18 protein-coding genes are annotated in these 19,571 nt (G+C 69.6%); 6 read left to right on the top strand and 12 right to left on the bottom strand.

Annotated features, from left to right (window positions below):
* Window positions 1-99: 99 nt before the first annotated feature.
* Both SLINC_RS14510 and SLINC_RS14515 read right to left on the bottom strand, forming a co-directional pair.
* Window positions 100-399 carry a hypothetical protein gene (locus SLINC_RS14510; protein WP_067432006.1) on the bottom strand — a complete coding sequence of 100 codons (300 nt, stop codon included), beginning with the start codon at window positions 397-399 and terminating at the stop codon, window positions 100-102.
* 38 nt (window positions 400-437) lie between these two features.
* Window positions 438-989, bottom strand: a complete 552-nt coding sequence (locus tag SLINC_RS14515) for an ATP-binding protein (RefSeq protein WP_079164532.1) — start codon at window positions 987-989, stop codon at window positions 438-440.
* A gap of 130 nt (window positions 990-1,119) precedes the next feature.
* Between SLINC_RS14515 and SLINC_RS14520 the strand changes: the two genes are divergently transcribed.
* The gene (locus SLINC_RS14520; RefSeq protein ID WP_067432010.1) at window positions 1,120-1,968 is read left to right on the top strand and encodes a helix-turn-helix domain-containing protein; all 849 of its coding nucleotides are present in this window, start codon (window positions 1,120-1,122) and stop codon (window positions 1,966-1,968) included.
* Complete coding sequence (locus SLINC_RS14525) at window positions 1,965-2,159, top strand: DUF397 domain-containing protein (protein ID WP_067432013.1); 195 nt, start codon at window positions 1,965-1,967, stop codon at window positions 2,157-2,159. Before SLINC_RS14520 ends, SLINC_RS14525 begins: the two co-directional genes overlap by 4 nt.
* Here the strand turns inward: SLINC_RS14525 and SLINC_RS14530 are convergent.
* From SLINC_RS14530 to SLINC_RS14550, 5 genes are all read right to left on the bottom strand, one after another.
* Entirely contained in the window at window positions 2,140-5,199 is a 3,060-nt protein-coding gene (locus tag SLINC_RS14530; RefSeq protein WP_152039030.1) for an NACHT domain-containing protein, read from the bottom strand. The two genes, SLINC_RS14525 and SLINC_RS14530, sit on opposite strands and share 20 nt — an antisense overlap.
* A gap of 59 nt (window positions 5,200-5,258) precedes the next feature.
* Entirely contained in the window at window positions 5,259-5,606 is a 348-nt protein-coding gene (locus SLINC_RS14535) for a trypco2 family protein (RefSeq protein ID WP_067432017.1), read from the bottom strand.
* Between the two features lie 49 nt (window positions 5,607-5,655).
* On the bottom strand, window positions 5,656-6,084 hold the full coding sequence (locus tag SLINC_RS14540; RefSeq protein WP_067432019.1) for a hypothetical protein: 429 nt from the start codon (window positions 6,082-6,084) through the stop codon (window positions 5,656-5,658).
* Between the two features lie 122 nt (window positions 6,085-6,206).
* Window positions 6,207-6,863, bottom strand: coding sequence for a DUF4360 domain-containing protein (locus SLINC_RS14545; protein WP_067432025.1), 657 nt, complete (start codon window positions 6,861-6,863; stop codon window positions 6,207-6,209).
* A gap of 257 nt (window positions 6,864-7,120) precedes the next feature.
* Window positions 7,121-7,579 carry an RrF2 family transcriptional regulator gene (locus tag SLINC_RS14550; RefSeq protein WP_067432027.1) on the bottom strand — a complete coding sequence of 153 codons (459 nt, stop codon included), beginning with the start codon at window positions 7,577-7,579 and terminating at the stop codon, window positions 7,121-7,123.
* 118 nt (window positions 7,580-7,697) lie between these two features.
* On the opposite strand from SLINC_RS14550, the gene SLINC_RS14555 reads away from it, so the two are divergent.
* On the top strand, window positions 7,698-10,697 hold the full coding sequence (locus SLINC_RS14555) for a glycoside hydrolase family 35 protein (protein WP_067432029.1): 3,000 nt from the start codon (window positions 7,698-7,700) through the stop codon (window positions 10,695-10,697).
* Between the two features lie 9 nt (window positions 10,698-10,706).
* Here the strand turns inward: SLINC_RS14555 and arfA are convergent, their stop codons facing one another.
* The 5 genes from arfA to SLINC_RS14580 form a co-directional block, all read right to left on the bottom strand.
* Window positions 10,707-12,221, bottom strand: coding sequence for an arabinosylfuranosidase ArfA (gene arfA, locus SLINC_RS14560; protein WP_067432032.1), 1,515 nt, complete (start codon window positions 12,219-12,221; stop codon window positions 10,707-10,709).
* 81 nt (window positions 12,222-12,302) lie between these two features.
* Complete coding sequence (locus tag SLINC_RS14565; protein ID WP_067432035.1) at window positions 12,303-13,274, bottom strand: arabinan endo-1,5-alpha-L-arabinosidase; 972 nt, start codon at window positions 13,272-13,274, stop codon at window positions 12,303-12,305.
* Entirely contained in the window at window positions 13,271-14,128 is an 858-nt protein-coding gene (locus SLINC_RS14570) for a carbohydrate ABC transporter permease (protein WP_067432037.1), read from the bottom strand. The genes SLINC_RS14565 and SLINC_RS14570 overlap by 4 nt, the downstream gene beginning before the upstream one ends.
* On the bottom strand, window positions 14,125-15,063 hold the full coding sequence (locus SLINC_RS14575) for a carbohydrate ABC transporter permease (RefSeq protein ID WP_067432040.1): 939 nt from the start codon (window positions 15,061-15,063) through the stop codon (window positions 14,125-14,127). The genes SLINC_RS14570 and SLINC_RS14575 overlap by 4 nt, the downstream gene beginning before the upstream one ends.
* Window positions 15,060-16,409, bottom strand: a complete 1,350-nt coding sequence (locus tag SLINC_RS14580; RefSeq protein WP_067432043.1) for an extracellular solute-binding protein — start codon at window positions 16,407-16,409, stop codon at window positions 15,060-15,062. Before SLINC_RS14580 ends, SLINC_RS14575 begins: the two co-directional genes overlap by 4 nt.
* 248 nt (window positions 16,410-16,657) lie before the next feature.
* Here SLINC_RS14580 and SLINC_RS14585 point away from each other — a divergent pair, with 248 nt between their 5' ends.
* The 3 genes from SLINC_RS14585 (at window position 16,658) to SLINC_RS14595 (ending at window position 19,570) form a co-directional block, all read left to right on the top strand.
* On the top strand, window positions 16,658-17,152 hold the full coding sequence (locus SLINC_RS14585) for a toxin (RefSeq protein ID WP_067445332.1): 495 nt from the start codon (window positions 16,658-16,660) through the stop codon (window positions 17,150-17,152).
* Window positions 17,149-18,327, top strand: a complete 1,179-nt coding sequence (locus tag SLINC_RS14590; RefSeq protein WP_067432044.1) for an MAB_1171c family putative transporter — start codon at window positions 17,149-17,151, stop codon at window positions 18,325-18,327. Before SLINC_RS14585 ends, SLINC_RS14590 begins: the two co-directional genes overlap by 4 nt.
* A 64-nt stretch (window positions 18,328-18,391) precedes the next feature.
* Complete coding sequence (locus SLINC_RS14595; RefSeq protein WP_067432045.1) at window positions 18,392-19,570, top strand: MAB_1171c family putative transporter; 1,179 nt, start codon at window positions 18,392-18,394, stop codon at window positions 19,568-19,570.
* Window position 19,571: the final 1 nt, after the last annotated feature.

The raw sequence follows: 19,571 nt of genomic DNA on the forward strand, positions 1-19,571 counted from the left end.
GTGGGGATCCTGACGCGACCGGAGCGGCCGACACCAGCTCTGGCCGCAATTCACCGGAAGGTGCCCGAACTTGTCCGGAGCGCCGCCGCTACCGCACGCTCACGGCGTCCCCGGACCGAAGTCCGCCTCCAGCCGTTCCCGCCACCCCGCGTCCGCGAGCCCCGCCCCGACCAGTACGTCCCGCCAGTCCTGCTTGGCCAGCTGGACCGCGTCCAGGAGGCGGTCGACCTTGCCCTGGCCGCACACGAGCGTGGCGGCGGCGATGCGCTCCTTGTCCTCCCGGTCGCCCCGCTCGGTCAGGTGGTGCACGAGCTCGGCGAGGAGCTCCCCGACGATCTGGCCGTCCCGCCCCGGGAAGTCCTTGGCGATGCGCTTCTCTACGCGCACGGTGAGCCCCATCAGCACTCCTTTTCACCCATTCCGATACTTTTGTCGCACTACGGTACCTCGACAGGGCGGCGGGCTGTCTCACAAGGAACTTGACGAGTCGTCACCGCGCCGCCCACGGCGACCGGAACCATCGCCTTCACCAGGGACAGCCACCCCGGCAGGTCGACCTCGGCCCGCACGGTCTTGCCCGGCGGCGGCTCCCGGTCGACCACCTCCCACCGGTCCGCGAGCGCGTCGACCAGGAGCAGCCCCCTGCCCTCCTCCTCCAGCGGCCCGCCTGCCCGTACGGCGCCCCGGGCGGGCGGACGCGGCTGCGTACGGGTGTCGGTGACCTCGACCCGCACGCTCCCGGTGACGAGCGCGAGCCGCAGCTCGAAGTCCCGGCCCGGCACCCGCCCGTGCGTCACCGCGTTCGCGGCCAGCTCGGCGACGATCACGGCGACCGCGTCGGCCGGCTCACTGCCGTGCGGCACGCCCCACGCGTCGAGCTGGGCCAGCGCGAGGTGCCTTGCCAGGCGGGCGCCTCTGGGTGTCGAGCTGAGGCGCTGGGTGAACATACGTACGGTGACGGTGCCTTGGGAGGGCGGCGGTGCGGTCATGCGCCCAATCTGGCGGGCCCGAGACCCACTTCACCAGGCCGTCGGCGCGTACGCTGCCGCAGCGTACGCGGTGACGGGCTGGACAGTACCGGTCACTGCCCGTGACCATGTGCGCGGGAGGTGATCGGCGGTGGTCGATGGAGCGGTGGGTGTAGGCGCGGCTGGTGGGAGCGAGCCGGAGTCGTCCGACAGCCTGCGGACGTTCGGCGCGGTGGTCCAGGCGCTGCGCGAGCACGCGGGGCTGAGCCGGGAGGAGTTCGCGGACCTGGTCCGCTTCTCCAAACACACGGTGGCGTCCGTGGAGTTGGGGAGGCGGATGCCGGACCCGGCGCTCGTGGAGCGCGCGGAGGGGGTCCTTGGCAACACGGGTGCGCTACGGAGGGCGGCGGGGCATCTGGCTCGGCAGCCGGGGTTGGCGGCGTGGTTTCGGCAGTGGGCGAGGTTGGAGGCCGAGGCCATCGCGCTGTACACCTATGAATGCCGGTTGATTCCGGGGTTGTTGCAGACCGAGGCGTACGCACGGCAGTTGTTCGACGATCAGCTGCCACCGTTGCAGGACGAGCAGATCGAGGTGCAGTGGTCCGCGCGAGCCGATCGCAAGCGGCTGCTGCTCGATCGGCCCAACACCCAGTTCAGCTTCATCCTGGAGGAGCAGTTGTTCCTGCGGCGCACGGGCGGAACAGAGGTGACGCGTGAACTCATCGAGAGCCTGCTGGAGACGTCGGGACTCCGGAACATCGAGATCCAGATCATGCCGTTGGTGCGGAAGTCCCACGCCGGACTGGCAGGTCCCATCCAGTTGCTGGAGACCCCGGACGCCAAGTGGTATGCCTACAACGAGGGACAACGCGGCGGGCTGCTCTTCACCGACCCAAAAGAGGTAAGCGTCCTCCAGAAGCGGTATGCCAGGATGCGAGCGCAGGCTCTCACTCCTGAGGACTCCGTGAGCCTGTTGCAGCGGATGCGAGGAGCGCTATGAGCACCAGTGAACTGGCCTGGTTCAAGTCGACGTACAGCAGCAGCGGTGACGGCGACTGCGTCGAGGTCGCCCTCACCCCCGCCACCGTCCACGTCCGCGACTCCAAGGACCGGCGGGGGGCACGGCTTGCCGTCTCCTCGGCAGCCTGGGGCGAGTTCGTGGCAGGTGATTTCAAGAGCCCTGGTAGTTGATTTCGTCGGTGAACCGATTGCCGAACTTATCCGCTCCGACGACAGGCATTCCCTCTCGTCCGGCACCTTCGAGCGTGACATGCAGACCGGGAAGGTCGAGCAGAGGGGTCAGGTCGAGCACACCCCTGCCGTGGGACCACAAAACGAAATGCAGCACCAGTGACTTCAACTCGGGGAAAACGCGGCGCACCTGCGCGATATCCGTTTGGTCCGACTGGTAGGGGAGATGCAGACTTCGAACCTGCGAAACCGGTTCACAACGAGCCAAGTCAGGTTGTACGTTCCCGAGGTCGACTTTCAGTCTTTCAAGCCCGGTCCACTCGTTCATACGGGTCAGCCATCCCGAATCGTCAGATGCGACGGTCAGTCGAGACACGGCGGGAAGCCGAACGAGACCCGACCAGCCGTCGAGGGGCGTCCCGGTGAGCACGAGGGAGCGCAGCCCGGGCATCCTCCCCAGGGGCCGCAGTTGCTCACAGGTCAACCGGGCTGCATACAGTCCCAGAGACATCAGATCCGCACGCGTCCTGAGGAATTCGAGGCTCGCGATTTCCTCGTTGCCACTGATCCAGAGTGTCTCGATGCCGTCTGTCGGCAGGTAGGCGTCCAACTCCTCCGCAGAATACGGGCCGCTGACATCCAGCTCGGAAATCGAGCCGAGGCTGCGGAGATGCACCAACTTTGACAGCGTGTCCACGTGCATGAAAGGAAAATCCATTCCGCTCAGCACGTCTCGCGCGTAGTCATCAACGGGCTGCCAGTCCCAACCGTCCACGAAAAGACTCCTGCAACTCGGCAGAGACGTAAAGGCTCTGAACGCCTGCCTTGCCCGCGTAGTGCGAATCCGCGCCAGAACATGGGCAGTGGCGAAGGCTTGGTCGTCGTCCAGCCCTTCCGGCCCGGGCAGTAGCTCAACCGCCCAATCCCCCAGCGCCACCAACTCGTTCCCCAGACCGGGCTTCATCGGCGGCAGCATCGTCCTGACACGCCTCCGCACGAGGTCCATGAGCTCGGCATCCAACGACAGCAGACTCGTCGCGCACCTGGCGGCCAGCAGATGGAGGTACGTCCGCTCGTCGTCTCCCTGCTCGGCGTCGCCGAACTTGACCAGTCCCTTGATGAGTTTGTGGGCGTCCTTGCGCGTGGCGTGCCCGACCGCGAGGACGATGACATCCCGCCAGACCTCGTCACGCGCGCGCTGTAGGAGTTCCAGGATGTAGCCGCTCTCGTGGAACTCCTTTGCGGCGAGGAAGTCCTGGAAGGTGCGGTGGATGAACTGGATGGCGTCGTCGGTGCGTTCCTGGAGGAGGCCGCTGCGGTCGAGGAGGTATCGGAGGATCTGCTCGGGCTTCCCCTTGGCGCTGATCTGAGACATGTCCCGCATGGCCAGCCCGAGTTGCTGGACGGCTTGGTATCGGGTCATCTGTTGCTGCCCCGTACGGGCCAGCCAGATGGCCATCCGCTGAAGCAGCGCGTGCTGCTCACCGGAGTCGAGGCTGAGAGGGCTGGTGTCGCGGACGCCTCGCCCGGCATCACGGCCGCCGAGAAGCATGGCGAGGGCAGCCTGGTAGAGGGACCAGCGGGTGGTGGGGAGCAAGCCACCCCGGCGCCGGTGCAGTGCGCAGATCACGGCGCACAACAACGGAGTGCGGGCAAGTTCGCTCAGCGCGGTGTTGTCGTCGAGCTGGTGGATCAGACCCTGTTCCAGGCTGCTCAGGCGTCCCTGCTCCTCGGCCCCGCGCCGGACGTCGTAGAGATGGCCGCACTCCAGACGAGCAGCCTCGTGCCAGGTGCCCACAAAGGCCCGTATGTCCTCGTCGCTCATGGGCAGCAACGTCAGCTCGGCAAAATCCTCCTGGACCAGCCAGTCCTTCTCCACCGCGTTCGGACGGACCGTCGCCACACACCTGGTGTGCGGATAGCGGTCCAGGAGTATGGACAGCCAGCGTCGGGCCTCCTCCCGTTCCCGCTCGGGGACCTCGTCCAGGCCGTCCACCAGGAGCAGCCCTCTACCCGCTTCCAGCACACGGCGGACCCAGCCGTCGGGCGGGGCGTCGCCGATGACCCGGCCGGCGGACAGCAGTTCCGACACCGCCGGGAAACGCCCACCGCGCGCGTGGACCTCGCGCAGGGGGACCACGAACGGTACGAGGCCGTTGAGCTGGGCGAGGTCCTCGTCGAGGGTGCCGTTCGCGGCGTGGGCCGCCAGCCACCAGACGAGGGTGGTCTTGCCGGCGCCGGCCTCACCGCGCAGCAGGACGCGCGGGCGGTCGGTGAGCAGGGTGTCGATGCGATGCCGGATGGTTCCGTGCGCCCCCTCGGCCTCCAGGCTGAGGTAAGCCGTGTCGAGGTCCCAACTCGCCTCGCTCCGGCCCAGTTCATCGATACCGAAGATCTCGGTCTTGCGGTACTGGGAGCGCAGGTCGGAGGCGTACCGGGCCTCGAACTGGTCGTCCTGCGGGTGAACGTCCGTGATCTGCTCGCACCTGTGCCCGTCGCCTGCGAACATGTCCAGCACGGCCTCGGCCGAGACCGCCTCCACCCGCATGTGGTGACGCCCCTTCGGCACCTGGGTCACCACACCGAGCAGCACCGCCCCCGCGAAGACCGGCGCCCCCGACAACCCTAGGAACGGCGACGTACCACCGCCCCGTTCGTCGGCGGCGGGCCGGTCCAGTTCGCAGACGAGCACATCACGCATGTGCCCGGCCATGGGCAGCACGGCCGCACGGTACTGGTCGTACTCGAGATCCTCGCCGCGCTCGCCGTACCGCTGGATCTGGGGAAAGCCGACGATCTGGCAGTGCGCCAGCGGGGACCAGGTGGCGACTGTCCCGACCCGGAGACTGCCCAGCGGCGCCGCTCGCTCGGCGCTGATCACGTCGTCGGTGGCCTGGAGCAGCGCCACGTCGGACTCCCGGTCCGCCCACAGGACGGTGCACGTCACCGGCGCGTCGGCCGCCGGGTGGATCACCTCGACGGCATCGACCCCCTCGATGACGTGCCGCGCCGTCATCACCGTCCGCCGGTCGAGCAGCACCCCCGTCCCCTGGCCTGCCCCCAGGACCACGACGACCCGGTCGAGAACCCGCCCCCCGATCACCGCTCCTCGCTACCCCGGCCCTGCCGCCCGAACCGCGCCACGCTCCCCATACTGTCGTTGCGCACCTTCCACGGCTCCCCCGTGCGCGCGTCCAGTGCTTTGAGGGTGACCGCGACCCGGTGGGTCCGCGTGCTCCCGCCGGAGCCCTCGGCCCCGGCCTCGACCACCCACGCCTTGACCTTCACGCCGCCCTTGAGCTCCTTGCGGAGCTCGACGCTGAACTCCAGCTGGATGTCGCCCACTTCGAAGGCGACGTCCTGGCCGGACGAGCGGGCCGCCGCCGTGATCAGTTCGTCCCGTACGGCCTGGACGGCGTCGGCGAGCTCGATGCGGTGGTCGGTCACACGGTCCCCCTGGTTGCTCCGACAGGGAGACAACCGTACCGGTGGCGGGTCAGGGGACCTTGGGGTTGTCGTAGAAGTCGGAGCGGCTGCACGAGTCGGAGCCCGCGTCGTCGACACACGCGTACACACGGATGCCGGTGATGTGGTTGGTGGCGTCGAACCTGAGGTCCAGGTGCTTCACCGTCTTGCCGCAGCCGTTGGAGTTGTAGCGCTTGGTGGTGTCGGTCCCGTCTGGGACGAGCTTGGTGTACACACGCATCCGCGCGTACACGTCGTTGCCGTCGCAGTCCTTGTCCTTGATGGAGTAGTCGATGTCAGTCAGCGAGTTCGCCGACCAGTCCCAGCTTGTCGCCACTTCGACGCCCGCGCGGCCGAAGCTCACACTCACCGCATGCGCCGCGCCTGCCGTCGTGACGATGAGCGCGCCGCTCGCCGCCAGGCCAAGAGCCGCGGTGGTCAGCCGCCTCCTGATCATCATGGATGTTCCCTTCCCCCATGGTCCTGCACGACCGAGCGGCCGTGCAGGACCAGTCTGGGGAGCGGGCGCGCCGCGGGGTACCTATAACTCTCCAGGGCCACCTCGCCGGTCACGGGCCCCTGTTACGACTCCGGGCACTCCTTCCACGCCATGTGGTAGGTCGTGCTGATGTCCCCGTCCGTCGAGTCCATCGTCATGAAGCTGACCTTGGAGGCCGACTGGGTGCCGGCGTTCACACGGAGTTCGGTGTTGATGTTGAAGTTGCGCTGGACTCCGCAGGGCGCGTAGACGAGTTGGGCCCAGTCGGTCTCGTCGGTGGCCTGCCAGTTGTCGTTGAGGGCGCCGGTGAAGTTGTGGTTCTTGTAGACCGTGCCGGACGAACCCTGGAAGTAGTACGAGGCTCTCTGCACCGCGCTCGCTCCGGGCTGGAGCATGGCGTAGCCCCGGTAGTCCGCGCTGGCGATGGCGTACGTGAAGCCCTGCGGGACGTGGACGAGCAGGCTGAGCTGGCAGTTCTTGCGGGACGCCGTGGGGTCGGAGTTGCCGCCGGCCTGGGCGAGGTAGTCGCTGTAGGTCACGGTGAAGGCGGTGTTGTCCGCGGAGACGGCGACCGCGGTGGTGCCCGCGGGACAGCCGGAGCCGTTCACCGTGGCGACCTTGATGACGATCTTGTCCGGCGGCGGGTCCTCGAAGCCGCCGGACGCGTTCTGCGCCTGTGCGGGCAGTGCGGTGGTGAGGAGCGCGGCGACCGCGCCGCTCAGCAGCAGAGCACTTTTCATGGGTTCCCCTTCTTCGGGGTGGGTGGGGGGTGGACACGCCCCCGGCGCCGACTCACAGCCCGAGAAGGAAATGTGAAGCCGCTGTGGAGTCATTGTGAAGCACCGAGGGCGTCCGCATCGTAGAGACCGCCGACATGTCATGGACAGGTCTAACTCCGGCCATTCACCCCGGCCCGTTCACACCGCTAGGGCCCGTCCGGCGGATGAACGGAAGATGACCTCAGGGCGTCAACCTGAGTACGGGCCGGGTGTGCCCCTCAGGGGTTCTCCCAAGCCGCCGGCTCGGCCGCCAGTCGGCGTACCGGCTCGGGCAGGTCGCCGGAGGCGATGTCGGCGATGGTGACGCCCTCCAGGATCCGGCGCACATTGGCCCGCAGGGCGACCCACAGCGGCAGCAGCGGTTCGGCCGAACCGGTGTAGGCGAGGCCGGTGGGGCGTTCGCCGCGCACCGACACGATGGGCCCGTCGACGGCCCGGATGACGTCCGCGACCGTGATCGCGTCGGCCTCGCGGGCGAGCCGGTAGCCGCCGCCCCCGCCGCGCCGGCTGTCGACGATCCCGCCGCGCCGCAGATCGCCGAGAATGCCCTCCAGGAACTTGTGCGGGATGCCCTGCGCGGCGGCGACGGCCTCCGCCTTCACCGGCCCGTCGCCCCCTCGTACGGCGAGCTCCAGCACCGCCCGTACCGCGTAGTCAGCCCGCGCCGAGATCCTCATATGACAATTGTGCGGTGCCGGACCGTACAGAATGACCCGACACGCACCCCGGCACCCACCAGCACTCACCCCCGCACCTACGGTCGCGAACGGAACAAGCACAACAGGAGGCGCTCCCTTGGGGCTCAGCAGGCGAACATTCACCGCCCTCGCCGGTGTCACGGCGCTCGGCTTCACGCTGGGCGGCAGTATCGGCACCCCGACGCGCGCCTCCTCCTCCCGCAGTGTGCCCACCGGCCCCGCGCCGGGTCCGCCGGCCGCCGACGGGCGGCGGCACACGGTCGGCTTCGACCGTCACTCGCTCCTGATCGACGGCAGGCGGCTGGTGCTCTGGTCGGGCGAGATGCACCCGTTCCGGCTGCCGAGCCCGTCGCTGTGGCGGGACGTCCTTGAGAAGATGCGCGCGCACGGCTACAACGCGGTCAGCGCCTACGTCTCCTGGAACTACCACTCCGCCGCGCCCGGCCGGTACGACTTCACGGGCGTCCGCGACCTCGACCTGTTCCTGCGCACGGCCGCCGAGACCGGCCTGTACGTGATCCTGCGCCCGGGCCCGTACATCAACGCCGAGATCGACGGCGGCGGCTTCCCCGGCTGGCTGACGGTGACCGAGGGCCGGGCCCGTACCTCCGACCCGACCTATCTGAAGTACGCCGACGAGTGGCTGACCGAGGTGAACGCGATCGCCGCCCGGCACCAGTACACCCGGGGCACGGGCACGGTCCTGCTCTACCAGATCGAGAACGAGTACGACTCCTACGTCGGCGAGCCCGCCGGCCGCGACTACATGTCCCACCTGTACAAGAAGGTGCGGGCCGACGGCATCGACGTACCGCTGTTCCACAACGACAAGGGCAGGAACGGCCATTGGACCCCCGGGTCCTTCGACACCGGCGGCGAGAAGGGGCGTTGGCTGTACGGCTTCGACGGATACCCCTCGCCCTCCCAGGTCCCGGCGGACTGGGGGTACTTCGGGACCGGCGGGGCGAAGGGCGGGGCCACGGCCAGCCCGCGGACGCCCGGGTTCGTCCCGGAGTTCGGCGGGGGCTGGTTCGATCCGTGGGGCGGGTCCTGGTTCCGGGGCAAGGGGTACGCCGAGTCCCGGCGGACCCGGGACGCGGCCTACGAGCGGCGCTTCTACCTGACCAACCTCGCCAACGGCATCACCCTGCACAACGTCTACATGACCTTCGGCGGCACCTCCTGGGGCTGGCTGCCCGCACCGGTCGTCTACACGTCGTACGACTACGGGGCGGCCTTCGACGAGGGCCGCAACGCCACGCCCAAGCTCGCCCCGATGCACCAGATCGGCCATCTGCTCGCCCGCCAGCCCGACTTCGCCAAGCTGAACCCGGCGACCGCGGTGAAGCCGAAGGACGACCGGCTGACGGCGTACCACCTGACCAACCCGGACACCGGCGCCCATGTCTACGTGCTGCGCAACGACTCCGCCGAGCCGGTCACCTCGGAGCTGCCCGGCACCGACTTCGACGTGCCGCTGACCGTCCCGGCCCGCGACGGCCGGCTGCTGGCGACCGGGCTGGGCCTCGGGCAGCGGAAGCTGAAGTACTCCACCGTGCAGCCGATGATGTGCCTCACCGTCGCGCGGCAGGACATCGCCGTGTTCGCGGGCCCGCGCGGCGAGATGGCCCAGGTCGTCCTGGACTGCCCGCAGGAGCCCACGACGACCCGGCTGGACGCCGAGGGCGCCTGGGTCTACGACAGAGGGCTGCTCAGGGTGTCCGCGCCGCTCGGCACGGGCGGACTGACCCGGGTGAAGGTCGAGGCCGGCGGGGCCCAGCGGCCCATGCTGCTGTTCTTCGCCGACGACGCCACCTCCCTGCGGCTGTGGCCCGTCGAGACCCCCTCCGGCCCGGTGCTGGTCTACGGCCCGGCCCTGGTCCGGAGCGTGACCGTGCGCGGCGACACCGTGGCCCTGACCGGCGACACCATCGGCGCGACCGGCCTGGAGGTGTGGGGCCCGCGCGGCCTCACCCGCGTCACCTGGAACGGCGTACCGGTCCGCACCCGGCTCAGCGGCACCGGCAGCCTGCTGGCCCTCCAGCCCCTCCCCGGCGTGCCGAAGGTCAACCTCCCTACTCTGGAAGGCGGTTGGCGGCACAAGACGGAGAACCCCGAATCCGCCCCGGACTTCGACGACTCGGCCTGGAAGACCGCCGACCGGAAGACCTCCCACAGCGTCACGCCCGTCCCCGAGGGGCAGCCCGTCCTCTTCGCCGACGACTACGGCTTCCACTACGGCGACGTCTGGTACCGGGGCCGCTTCGACGTGCCCCCCGAGGAACTGGAGGACCTGGAGTCGGTGTCCCTCGCGTACAGCACGGGCACCCAGGGACTCCTGATGGCCTGGCTGGACGGCGAGCCCCTCGGCACGCACCGGATGCCGGTCCCGGACAACAGCACCGTACGGCAGGGCAGTTGGGCGAAGAAGGCGACCTTCACCGTGCCGGAGGACCTCCGCGAGCGGGTGGCGGACCGCGGCGACGCGCATGCCCTGTCCGTCCTCGTCCGCCGTATGCAGCACGACCAGGACGGCAAGGCCCAGGACAGCCACAAGGTGGCCCGCGGACTGACCGGGGTCGCCTTCAAGGGCGTGTCACCGAAGGTGCGGTGGCGTCTTCAGGGCGAGGCGGCCGTCGACCCCGTGCGCGGCCCGCAGAACAACGGCGGCCTGTACGGGGAGCGCGAGGGCTGGCACCTGCCGGGCTTCGCGGACGCCGGGTGGGAGAGGACCGGTCTGCCGCGCGCCGGCCGCAGGCAGGGGGTCACCTGGTACCGCAGGACCTTCCGGCTCGCCGTCGAGCCGGGCATCGACGCCTCGGTCGGCCTCACCCTCGCCGACGACCCGGCCCGCGCCTACCGCGTCCAGATCTTCCTCAACGGCTGGAACATGGGCCAGTACATCAACGACGTCGGCCCCCAGCACACCTTCGTCCTGCCCAACGGCATCCTGCGCACCCGCGGCACCAACACCCTGGCCCTGGCGGTCCTGTCCGACGGCACGACGGAGTCCGGCCCCGAGGACGTACGGCTGACCCTGCTGGGCTCGGCGGCCGGAGGAGTGCCGGTGACGGCGGTGGACTCCCCCGGCCGCTGACGACAGGCCCTAGGCCAGCCGGATCACGTTCCAGGACAGCGGCTCCAGTACGGCGGTGAGGGTGCCGTCTTGGAGCGTGGTGCCCTCGACCGGGTGCGGGACGACCCGCTCGGGGTCGTCGAGGGTGTTGCGGGCGTCGGGGTCGGCGTCCGCGAGGGCGCTGTGCTCGACGAGGGTCGTCAGGTCCAGGCCGGACAGGGCGACTTCGAGCGGCAGTGCCTCGGTCCGGTCGCGGTTGACCGCGAAGACGGTGACGGTGCCGTCCTCGGCGCGGACCGCGGTGGCGTGCAGCAGGTCGGCCTCGCCGTACTTCTTCGTCTCGTACGTCGGCGAGTCCACGCGGACGTCGAGGACCTCGCCGCGGCCGTGCTGCGACGCCTGGGCGAACGGGAAGAACGTCGTCTGGCGCCAGGCCGGGCCGCCCGGCTCGGTCATGATCGGGGCGATGACGTTGACCAGCTGGGCGAGGCAGGCCACGGTGACGCGGTCGGCGTGCCGGAGCAGCGCGATGAGGAGCGAGCCGAAGACGACCGCGTCCATGACGCTGTAGTTGTTCTCCAGCAGGCGGGGGGCCTCCGCCCAGTCCCGCGCGGCGGAGTTCTCGATGGCGTGCCACTCCGAGATGTACCAGACGTTCCACTCGTCGAAGGAGAGGTTGATCTTCTTCTTGGACTTGAGCTTCGCGCCCACGTGGTCGGCGGTGGCGACCACGTTCTCGATGAAGGACTCCATGTCGACGGCGGAGGCCAGGAAGGAGTCGAGGTCGCCGTCCTCGGGCTGGTAGTAGGCGTGCAGGGAGATGTAATCGACGAGCTCGTACGTCTCCGCCAGGACCGTCGCCTCCCACTCGGCGAACGTCGGCATGGACTGGCTGGAGGAGCCGCAGGCGACGAGCTCGACGCCCGAGTCGATCTGACGCATCGCGCGGGCGGTCTCGGCGGCGACACGGCCGTACTCCGTCGCCGTCTTGTGGCCGGTCTGCCAGGGGCCGTCCATCTCGTTGCCGAGGCACCAGAGGTTGATGCCGAAGGGGTCCTTGTCGCCGTGAGCGGCACGGAGGTCGGACAGGGCGGTGCCGGCGGGGTGGTTGGCGTACTCCTGGAGTTCGAGGGCCTCGGCGACGCCGCGGGTGCCGAGGTTGAGGGCCATCATCGGCTCGGCCTGGGGGCCGATCTTCTTCAGGAAGGCGATGTACTCGGAGAGGCCGAAGCGGTTGGACTCCGTCGAGCGCCAGGCCAGGTCGAGGCGGCGGGGGCGGTCCTCCTTCGGGCCGACCGAGTCCTCCCACTTGTAGCCCGACACGAAGTTGCCGCCGGGGTAGCGGATGGCTGTGACGCCGAGTTCGCGGACCAGGTCCAGGACGTCGGTTCGGATGCCGTCCTCGTCCGCGGTGGGGTGGTCGGGTTCGAAGATGCCGGTGTAGACGCAGCGGCCGAGGTGTTCCACGAAGCTGCCGAAGAGGCGGGGGTTTACCTGGCCGACGGTGAAGGCGGGGTCGAGGGTGAAGCGGGCCGTGTTGTGCATGGTCGCCTTTCCAGAGGGGTGGTTCTTGTTTCGTTGGCGGCTGCGAGTACGTGGGGGCTGGTCGCGCAGTTCCCCGCGCCCCTAGGTGACTACAGGCCAGCCAGTTTTTGTCCAGTTCAGTTGGTTCAGGCCCAGCTTCGGCGTGCCCTCGTCCTCTGCGTCGTAATAGTGGTACGCCAGGATGTCGCGGCCCCGGTCCTGGAAGACCGACTGGCCCCCAGTGCCGACGTACCTTCCGTGACCCTCCAGCAGCAGGTCGCCGCCGCCCTCCAGCATGGGCTTGCCGGTGCTGTCGACGTACGGCCCCGTGATCGTCGTAGACCTTCCGACCTTGATCTTGTACGTCGAGTTCACGCCCGAGCAGCACGCGTCGTAGGAGGCGAAGAGGTAGAAGTGGCGGCCGTGCTTGACGATGTAGGGGCCCTCGACGGCGTACGGGGCGTCCGGGCGGGTGGCGAGGTGGTGGACCGGGGTGTTCGCGCGGGCCTTGCCGGTGTGGGGGTTCAGCTCGACCATGCGGATGCCGGTCCAGTAGGAGCCGAAGGACATCCACAGGCGGCCGTCGGCGCGGGTGATCGCCGGGTCGATGGCGTTCCAGGTGTCGGTGGTCTCGGAGGTGAAGACCTTGCCGTGGTCGGTCCAGGTGCCGGGGAGGCCGGACGGGGAGGTGGCCACGCCGATCGCGGAGTGGTTGGTGCCCCAGGAGGAGACGGCGTAGTACAGCCAGTACCGGCCCGCCCGGTAGGAGATGTCGGGGGCCCAGGGGTCGCCGGTGTCGTTGTACTCGTACCACCAGCTCGGCGGCTCGGCGAAGGCGTTGCCGGCGTCGTCCCAGTGCTTCAGGTCCTTGGAGAGGCGGGCGCCGATGACGCCGCCGGTCGAGTACGCCACGTACTGCCCGGACTTCAGCCTCAGGACGGTCGGGTCGTGGATGATCTGCTGGCCGGTGAGGGGCCGCGGGTCGGGGTAACTCTCCGCCGCCTGGGCCGCGTTGGGGAGGAGGGCCAGGAGGACCGCCGCCACCAGGGCCGTCACCGCTCTGTGGACTCTCACTGCCCTGCCAATCCCGTGTGGGCCACGCCCGCCACGATCTGACGCTGGAAGAAGACGAAGACGATGATCAGCGGCAGGCCCGCCATGAGGCCGCCGGCCATGAGCTGGGCCCACTGGATGCCGTAGGAGTTCATGACGGTCGCGATGCCGTTCGGCATGGTCATCAGGTCGGGGTTGTTGGTCACCATGTAGGGCCACAGGAAGTTGTTCCACGAGGCGATGAAGGTGAAGATGCCGACCGCCGCGAGGGAGGGGCGGGCCAGCGGGACCACGATCGTGAAGAAGACCCGCCAGCGGCCGGCGCCGTCGATGAACGCGGCCTCCTCCAGCTCGCGCGGGATGCCCTGGAAGAACTTGTAGAGGATGTAGACCATCGCGGCGGGCGCGCACTGGGGCAGGATCATGCCCCAGTAGGTGTCGACCATGCCCATCTGCTGGACCGTGGTGAACAGGGGCACGCCGAGGACCGCGGGGGAGATCATCAGGCCGGACATGACGATGCCCATGAGCACGCTCTTGCCGCGGAACTCGGTGCGGGCGAAGCCGTATCCGGCGAGTGCGCTGACCGTCAGCACGACGGAGGTGACGCAGACCGACACCACCAGGGAGTTGACGAACCAGTTGGTGACGTTGCCGGTCTCCCACAGCGCCCGCCACGCCTGGGTCGTCCAGACCTCGGGCAGCCAGTGCGGCGGGATCTCGGCGGCCTCCGCCTCGGACTTGAGCGAGGTGAACAGGGCCGCGGCGATCGGCGTCACGAAGACGGCGGAGACGGCGACACCGATCAGCGTGAGGACGATCTGGCTGGGCGTCCAGGGCCTGCGGGACTTGATCCGGATCTGGGTGCTGGTCATCGGGTGCCCTCCTCACGGTTGCGCAGCAGCCACATCCGCGCCAGGGCGATGACCGCGATGATCACGAAGAAGATGATGGACATCGCGGAGGCGTAGCCCACGCGGTAGCTGGTGAAGCCCTGTTCGAGGGTGTACTGGACGAAGGAGCGGGTGCTGAGCTCCGGTCCCGGCGAGAAGTCCATCATCACGACGGCCTGGTCGAAGAGCTGGAGCGAGGCGAGGATCTGGAGCGCGATCACCAGCCCGGTGATGTTGCGCAGCATCGGCAGGGTGATGTGGACCATGCGGTGCCAGGCGTTGGCGCCGTCCAGCTTCGCGGCCTCGTAGAGATGGTCGGGGATGCCCTGGAGCGCGGCGAGGTAGAGCAGGAAGCTGAAGCCGACCGTCCACCACAGGGTCATGATGACGATGGCGAGCATCGCGTACGACTTGTCGGTCAGCCAGGGGGTGTCGAGGCCGAAGGTCTGGTTGATCAGGCCGATGCCCTGGGTGAACAGCCACTGGAACATGTTGGCGGCGACCGTCGAGGGCAGCAGGAACGGCACGAAGAAGCACAGCCGCCACAGCCATTTGCCGCGCTCGATGTTGTGGGCGAGCATCGCGAGCAGGAAGGCGAGGACCGTGATGCACGGAACGACCAGCAGCGTGAAGTACGCGCTGTGGCCGAGGGCGTCCCACATCGCCGCGTCGTTCAGGGCCTCGCGGTAGTTGTCGAGGCCGACGAAACTCGCGCCCTCGCCGGAGATGTTGGCGTCCGTGAAACTGAGGTAGACGCCGCGCAGCAGCGGCCAGATCACGAACAGCGCGAAGAGCGCCAGGAACGGGGCGACGAACCAGCCGCCGTGCTGGAAGCCCTGCTTGCGGCGGACGGTCGCGACGGCGGTCGCGGTTCTGGCACGTGCCGGTACGACGACGGTCTGAGCGCTGGTCGTCATGCGACCGCACCTCCCTGCGCGGCGGTCCTGCCGTCCATCGGGTTCTTCGAGGCGAGGAGCTTGGTGAGCCGGCTCTTCATGCGGTTCGCCACCGCGGCCGGCTTGGCGGAGCCCATGGTCGAGGAGACGACGACCGGACCGAGGTCCTGGGCGAGGACGCCGGTGGAGCCCGCGAACCACACCTTCGGCTCGGTGGCCTGGTGGTCCATGGCGCTCACGTACTCGTTCTGCGGGGTGAGCTTCCGGTACACGGCCGTGGAGAGCGTCGGCGTGTACGCGGGGATGTGGCCGCCGGCCGCCCACTGGAGGGCGTTCTTGACGACGTAGGCGGCGAGTTCGTGGGCGCCCTCGTTGGCGGCGCCGCCGCGGTCCGCCTGGTGGGGCAGGACGAAGGCGTGCGACTCGGCGTGGGTGGCCGGCTTGCCGAAGACGGGCGGCAGCGGGGTCGCGCCGTAGTCGAGCTTCGCGCCGGAGAACACCGGTACGGACCAGTTGCCCTCCCAGGTGAAGGGGGCGCCGTTGATGAACTGTTCGCCGGTGGGGGCGCCGGGGATGACGTACCCGTCGGTGACGTGCCGGCGGAGGAACTCCAGGACCTGGGTGGCCTTGTCGGCGTCGAAGAGCACCTCGGTGTTGTCCTCGTTGAACCACCGGCCGCCGAGTTGGGTGTAGAACGCGACGAAGAACCACCACTGGAAGTTCTGGTCGTTGGTCCACAGACCGATCGTCTGGAGCCCCTTCTTCTGGACGGCCTTGGCCTTCTTCAGGACGTCGAACCACTCGTCGGTGGAGGTGACGGGGATCATCCGGCCGTCGTCGCCGAGCAGGCCGGCCTTCTTCAGCACGTCCTTGCGGTAGAAGCAGAGCTGGACGTGGATGTCGAGCGGGAGGGCGTAGAGCTCGCCGTCGATGACACCGCGCCGCCACAGCAGGGGGTTGAAGTCCTGCTCCCGTATCCCGTACTTGGCGAGCAGGCCGACGTCCCAGGGGTCCAGGAGGCGGCCGGGTGAGAAGCCGGTGACCCGGCCCATGTGCATGACGCCGAGGTCGGGTGCGCGGTTGCCCGCGGCCGCCATGGCGAGTTTGGTGTAGAAGGGGTTGCCCCACTGGAGGGTGGAGTCCTTGACGTCGATGCCGGGGTTCGCCTTACGGAAGGCGTCCAGCATCGCGATCATGTTGGCGCCGTCGCCGCCGCTGAAGAGGTTCCAGTAGCGCACCCGGGTGTCCGCGCCGGAGGCGAGTGCGTCGGCGCCGGTACCGAGGGCGGCGAAGCCGAAGCTGCCCGCCACCGCCAGTCCGCCGGCCGCTGTCAGAAGGTGCCTGCGATTGAGGCCAGGTCGTCCCATTCCCTGCCCTAACTGCTCGATCCACTCTGCATGTTCGACATATCGGATTGCGCTCGTAACTTCGAACGGGACCGTAGATTCGATGTGTGTTCCCGTCAATGGTTTGGACACGGGGATCGGATGACGTGGGCAGTTGGGGGCGCGTAACCTCGTCGAAGGCCGCCGCGCGGCCCGACGGAGGGGAGGAGGGGGGCCACCTGAAAGAACGTATGGCCCGGCACATCTCGGCAGTGCGCAGGAAGAAGGAGATGCGCCGGCTCGCCGGCCTGCTCATCGCTCCTGTCCGGGTCTCCGTCCCCGCGGACCCCGAGGCGCTGTTCGACGCGCTCGTGGACTCCGTCAGCCGGTGGCGGGGGCGCGAGGTCGTGGTCCGCCGGGAGGTGTTCCCGCCGCACACCGCGAGCGGGCTGTGGCTGGAGGGCGACACCCAGGACGTCGTCGTCGTCGACAAGCGGGCCGCCGTATGGCACCAGATCGTGATCTTCTGCCACGAGGTGTGGCACATGCACCAACTCTCCCTGGAGCCCGCCCCGTCCGCCGCCGACGGCACGCCCCGGCCGGTGGCCGCGCGCACCGACTTCTGCCTCGCCGACGAGCAGGAGGCCGACCGGTTCGGCATGCTCATGAGCGGGCGGCTGCGCCCCTGGCTGGAGATACCCCCGGACGCCGTACCGGGCGAGGGCGACCAGGATCTCGCCGGACGCATCGGGGCCGCGCTCAACTACCGCGGGGACCGCGGATGAGCGGCCTGATCAACTACATCAGCTGCGGCCTGCTCTGGCTCGGCCTCGTGGTCAAGGCCCCCGACCTGATACGCCACCGGCGCGACCCGTACCTGCGGGCGATCTGCGCCGTCCTGGCCCTGGCCGGCCTGTGCTTCTTCCTCGGCGCCGAACCGACCGTCGCCGCCGTCAACCACCTCAGCGGCATCCCCAACCTGGCCGCACCGCTGACCTACGCGTCGATCACCGCGTACAGCGCCGCCTCCCAGATCCTGATCGTCTACTGGCGCGGCGGCCCCCACGTCCACCGCACCAGCCGCCGCTGGATCGCGGCGTACGCCCTGGTCCTGCTCGGCATCGCGGTCACCTTCGCGCTGGGCGACGCGCCCGTGGAGCGCCGCACCGACCTGGACACCTACTACGCCACCACGCCGTACATCGCCGAGATGATCGTGCTCTACCTGCTCGGCCATCTCGCCGCGGTCAGCGTCACCGCCTGGTCGGCGCTGCGCTGGGCCCGCGAGGTGAGAGGCCGGCTGCGCACCGGACTCCTGGTGCTCGGCGCCGGCACGCTGTGCGGTGCCGGGTACAGCCTGTCCAAGATGGCCGCCGTGATCGCCCGCTGGTGCGGCCGGGACTGGTCCGGGCTCGGGACGACCTTCTCCCCGGCGGCGGCCGGACTGGGCGCCGTCCTGACCGTCGTGGGCATCCTGATCCCGCTGGTCGGGCCCCGGCTGGCCGAATGGCGCCAGGCACAACGGGACTTCGTCCGGCTGGAGCCCCTGGAGCGGGAACTCGACGAACTGCTCACCCGCCGCGCGCTCCGGCTGCCCCGGCCGCGCTGGGCCTCCCCCACCACGCGGCTGGTGTGGCGGCGGACCAGCATCCACAACGCGCTCGGCAGCCTGGACGCCTTCCTCGACCGTGACCTGTACGAACGGGTCCTGGACGGCGAGAGACGGACGGCCGCCGCCCCCGGGCAGGCCGAGGCGACCGCCTGGGCCGTGGCCATCACCACGGCCGTCCGGGAGGAACGCGACCGGGACAGCCCCCTGGTGGCACCCTCGACGGCCGAAGGGCTCGGCGAACCCCCCACCGCCGGCGCCCTCGTGGCCGTCGCGGACGCCCTGGCCGCCTCCCCGCTCGTCGTGACCGCCCGGCTGCGCCCCGGTACGACCACGACGGGCCCGGCGTGAGCCCGGCACCCGCGGCACCCCCACCCCCCACCGCCGCACGATCGTCTGAACGGAGTCCCCGGCCATGAGTCTCGTCGTGTATCTGGCGGCCGCGATCTTCGGATCGGTCTGTTTCGTGATCTTCCGCAGCAGACCGCGCGCCGCCGTACGCAACCCGCTGACCGTGTCCACCTGCGCCGCGATCGTCCTGGGCTCCCTCACCTTCGTCTGCGCCGCCCCCGTCACCCTGGCGGCCGTCAACGACCTCACCGGCGTCCCCAACTTCGGCGCCCCGCTCACCTACGGCGTGCTCACCGCGTACAGCTGCTCCTTACTCATCCTGCTGATCCACTGGCGGGGCGGCTCCCCCGAACGCATCCGGCGCCTCGCCCTGCGGGCGGCCGCCGTCTACGGCGCCCTGATCGTCGCCATCGTCACGCTGTTCGTCCTCGCCGACGCGGACACCGAACGCCTCTCGGACCTGGACACCTACTACGCCACGACCCCGTTCATGCGCGAGATGATCCTGCTCTACCTGCTCGGGCACACCGCGGCGATGGGCGCGATGTGCGTCGTGTGCGTCAAGTGGATCCGCGAGGTCACCGGCCTCCTGCGCGCCGGACTCCAGCTCATCCTGGCGGGCGCCCTGCTGGACGTGGTCGGCTTCCAGTTCACCAAGTACACGGCGGTGGCGGCCCGTTGGACGGGCCACGACCTCGACTTCCTCTCCACCCAGGTCGCCCCGCCCATGGCCTCCCTGGCCGCGCTCACCTTCTCCCTCGGCTTCGTGCTGCCCCGTCTGCTGCCCGCCGTACGCGCCCACGGCCACGCCGTCGACGCCTACCGCAGCCTCGGCCCGCTCTGGTCCCGCATCCGGTTCGCCTCCACCGCCCCCGAACCCCCCAGCGTCCGCTGGCAGTTGCCCCAGGACCGGCTGCGCTGGCGCGAAGTGGCCATCCACGACGCCCTGCTGACGCTCGCCCCGTACTTCGACGACCGGGTCCGCGAACGCGCCCTCGACACGGCGCTGCGCGACGGCCGGGGTGCCCACGAGGCCCGTGTCACGGCGGAGGCGGCGATGGTGGCCGACGCGGCCCGCAGAGCGTCCGACCGCGAGCAGCCCGCGCCCACCCCGAGCACCTACCGCCTGCACGCCACCGAGGACTCCGGCACGAACGGCCTGGTGGAACTGGCACGGGCCCTCGACCGTTCGACGCGTGTGACCACCGTGCCCGAAGGTACGGTGCGGGCGACACCTGGCTGAA

It is taken from the genome of Streptomyces lincolnensis (genome assembly GCF_001685355.1).
GTDB lineage: Bacteria > Actinomycetota > Actinomycetes > Streptomycetales > Streptomycetaceae > Streptomyces > Streptomyces lincolnensis.

Excerpts from the sequence above, each read along its gene's own strand:
- SLINC_RS14525 (WP_067432013.1), top strand. The coding sequence starts at position 1,965 with ATGAGCACCAGTGAACTGGCCTGGTTCAAGTCGACGTACAGCAGCAGC.
- SLINC_RS14585 (WP_067445332.1), top strand. The coding sequence starts at position 16,658 with ATGCGCCGGCTCGCCGGCCTGCTCATCGCTCCTGTCCGGGTCTCCGTC.
- SLINC_RS14540 (WP_067432019.1), bottom strand. The coding sequence starts at position 6,084 with ATGATGATCAGGAGGCGGCTGACCACCGCGGCTCTTGGCCTGGCGGCG.
- SLINC_RS14590 (WP_067432044.1), top strand. The coding sequence starts at position 17,149 with ATGAGCGGCCTGATCAACTACATCAGCTGCGGCCTGCTCTGGCTCGGC.
- arfA (WP_067432032.1), bottom strand. The coding sequence starts at position 12,221 with ATGCACAACACGGCCCGCTTCACCCTCGACCCCGCCTTCACCGTCGGC.
- SLINC_RS14575 (WP_067432040.1), bottom strand. The coding sequence starts at position 15,063 with ATGACGACCAGCGCTCAGACCGTCGTCGTACCGGCACGTGCCAGAACC.
- SLINC_RS14570 (WP_067432037.1), bottom strand. The coding sequence starts at position 14,128 with ATGACCAGCACCCAGATCCGGATCAAGTCCCGCAGGCCCTGGACGCCC.
- SLINC_RS14515 (WP_079164532.1), bottom strand. The coding sequence starts at position 989 with ATGACCGCACCGCCGCCCTCCCAAGGCACCGTCACCGTACGTATGTTC.
- SLINC_RS14595 (WP_067432045.1), top strand. The coding sequence starts at position 18,392 with ATGAGTCTCGTCGTGTATCTGGCGGCCGCGATCTTCGGATCGGTCTGT.
- SLINC_RS14545 (WP_067432025.1), bottom strand. The coding sequence starts at position 6,863 with ATGAAAAGTGCTCTGCTGCTGAGCGGCGCGGTCGCCGCGCTCCTCACC.
- SLINC_RS14580 (WP_067432043.1), bottom strand. The coding sequence starts at position 16,409 with ATGGGACGACCTGGCCTCAATCGCAGGCACCTTCTGACAGCGGCCGGC.
- SLINC_RS14510 (WP_067432006.1), bottom strand. The coding sequence starts at position 399 with ATGGGGCTCACCGTGCGCGTAGAGAAGCGCATCGCCAAGGACTTCCCG.
- SLINC_RS14550 (WP_067432027.1), bottom strand. The coding sequence starts at position 7,579 with ATGAGGATCTCGGCGCGGGCTGACTACGCGGTACGGGCGGTGCTGGAG.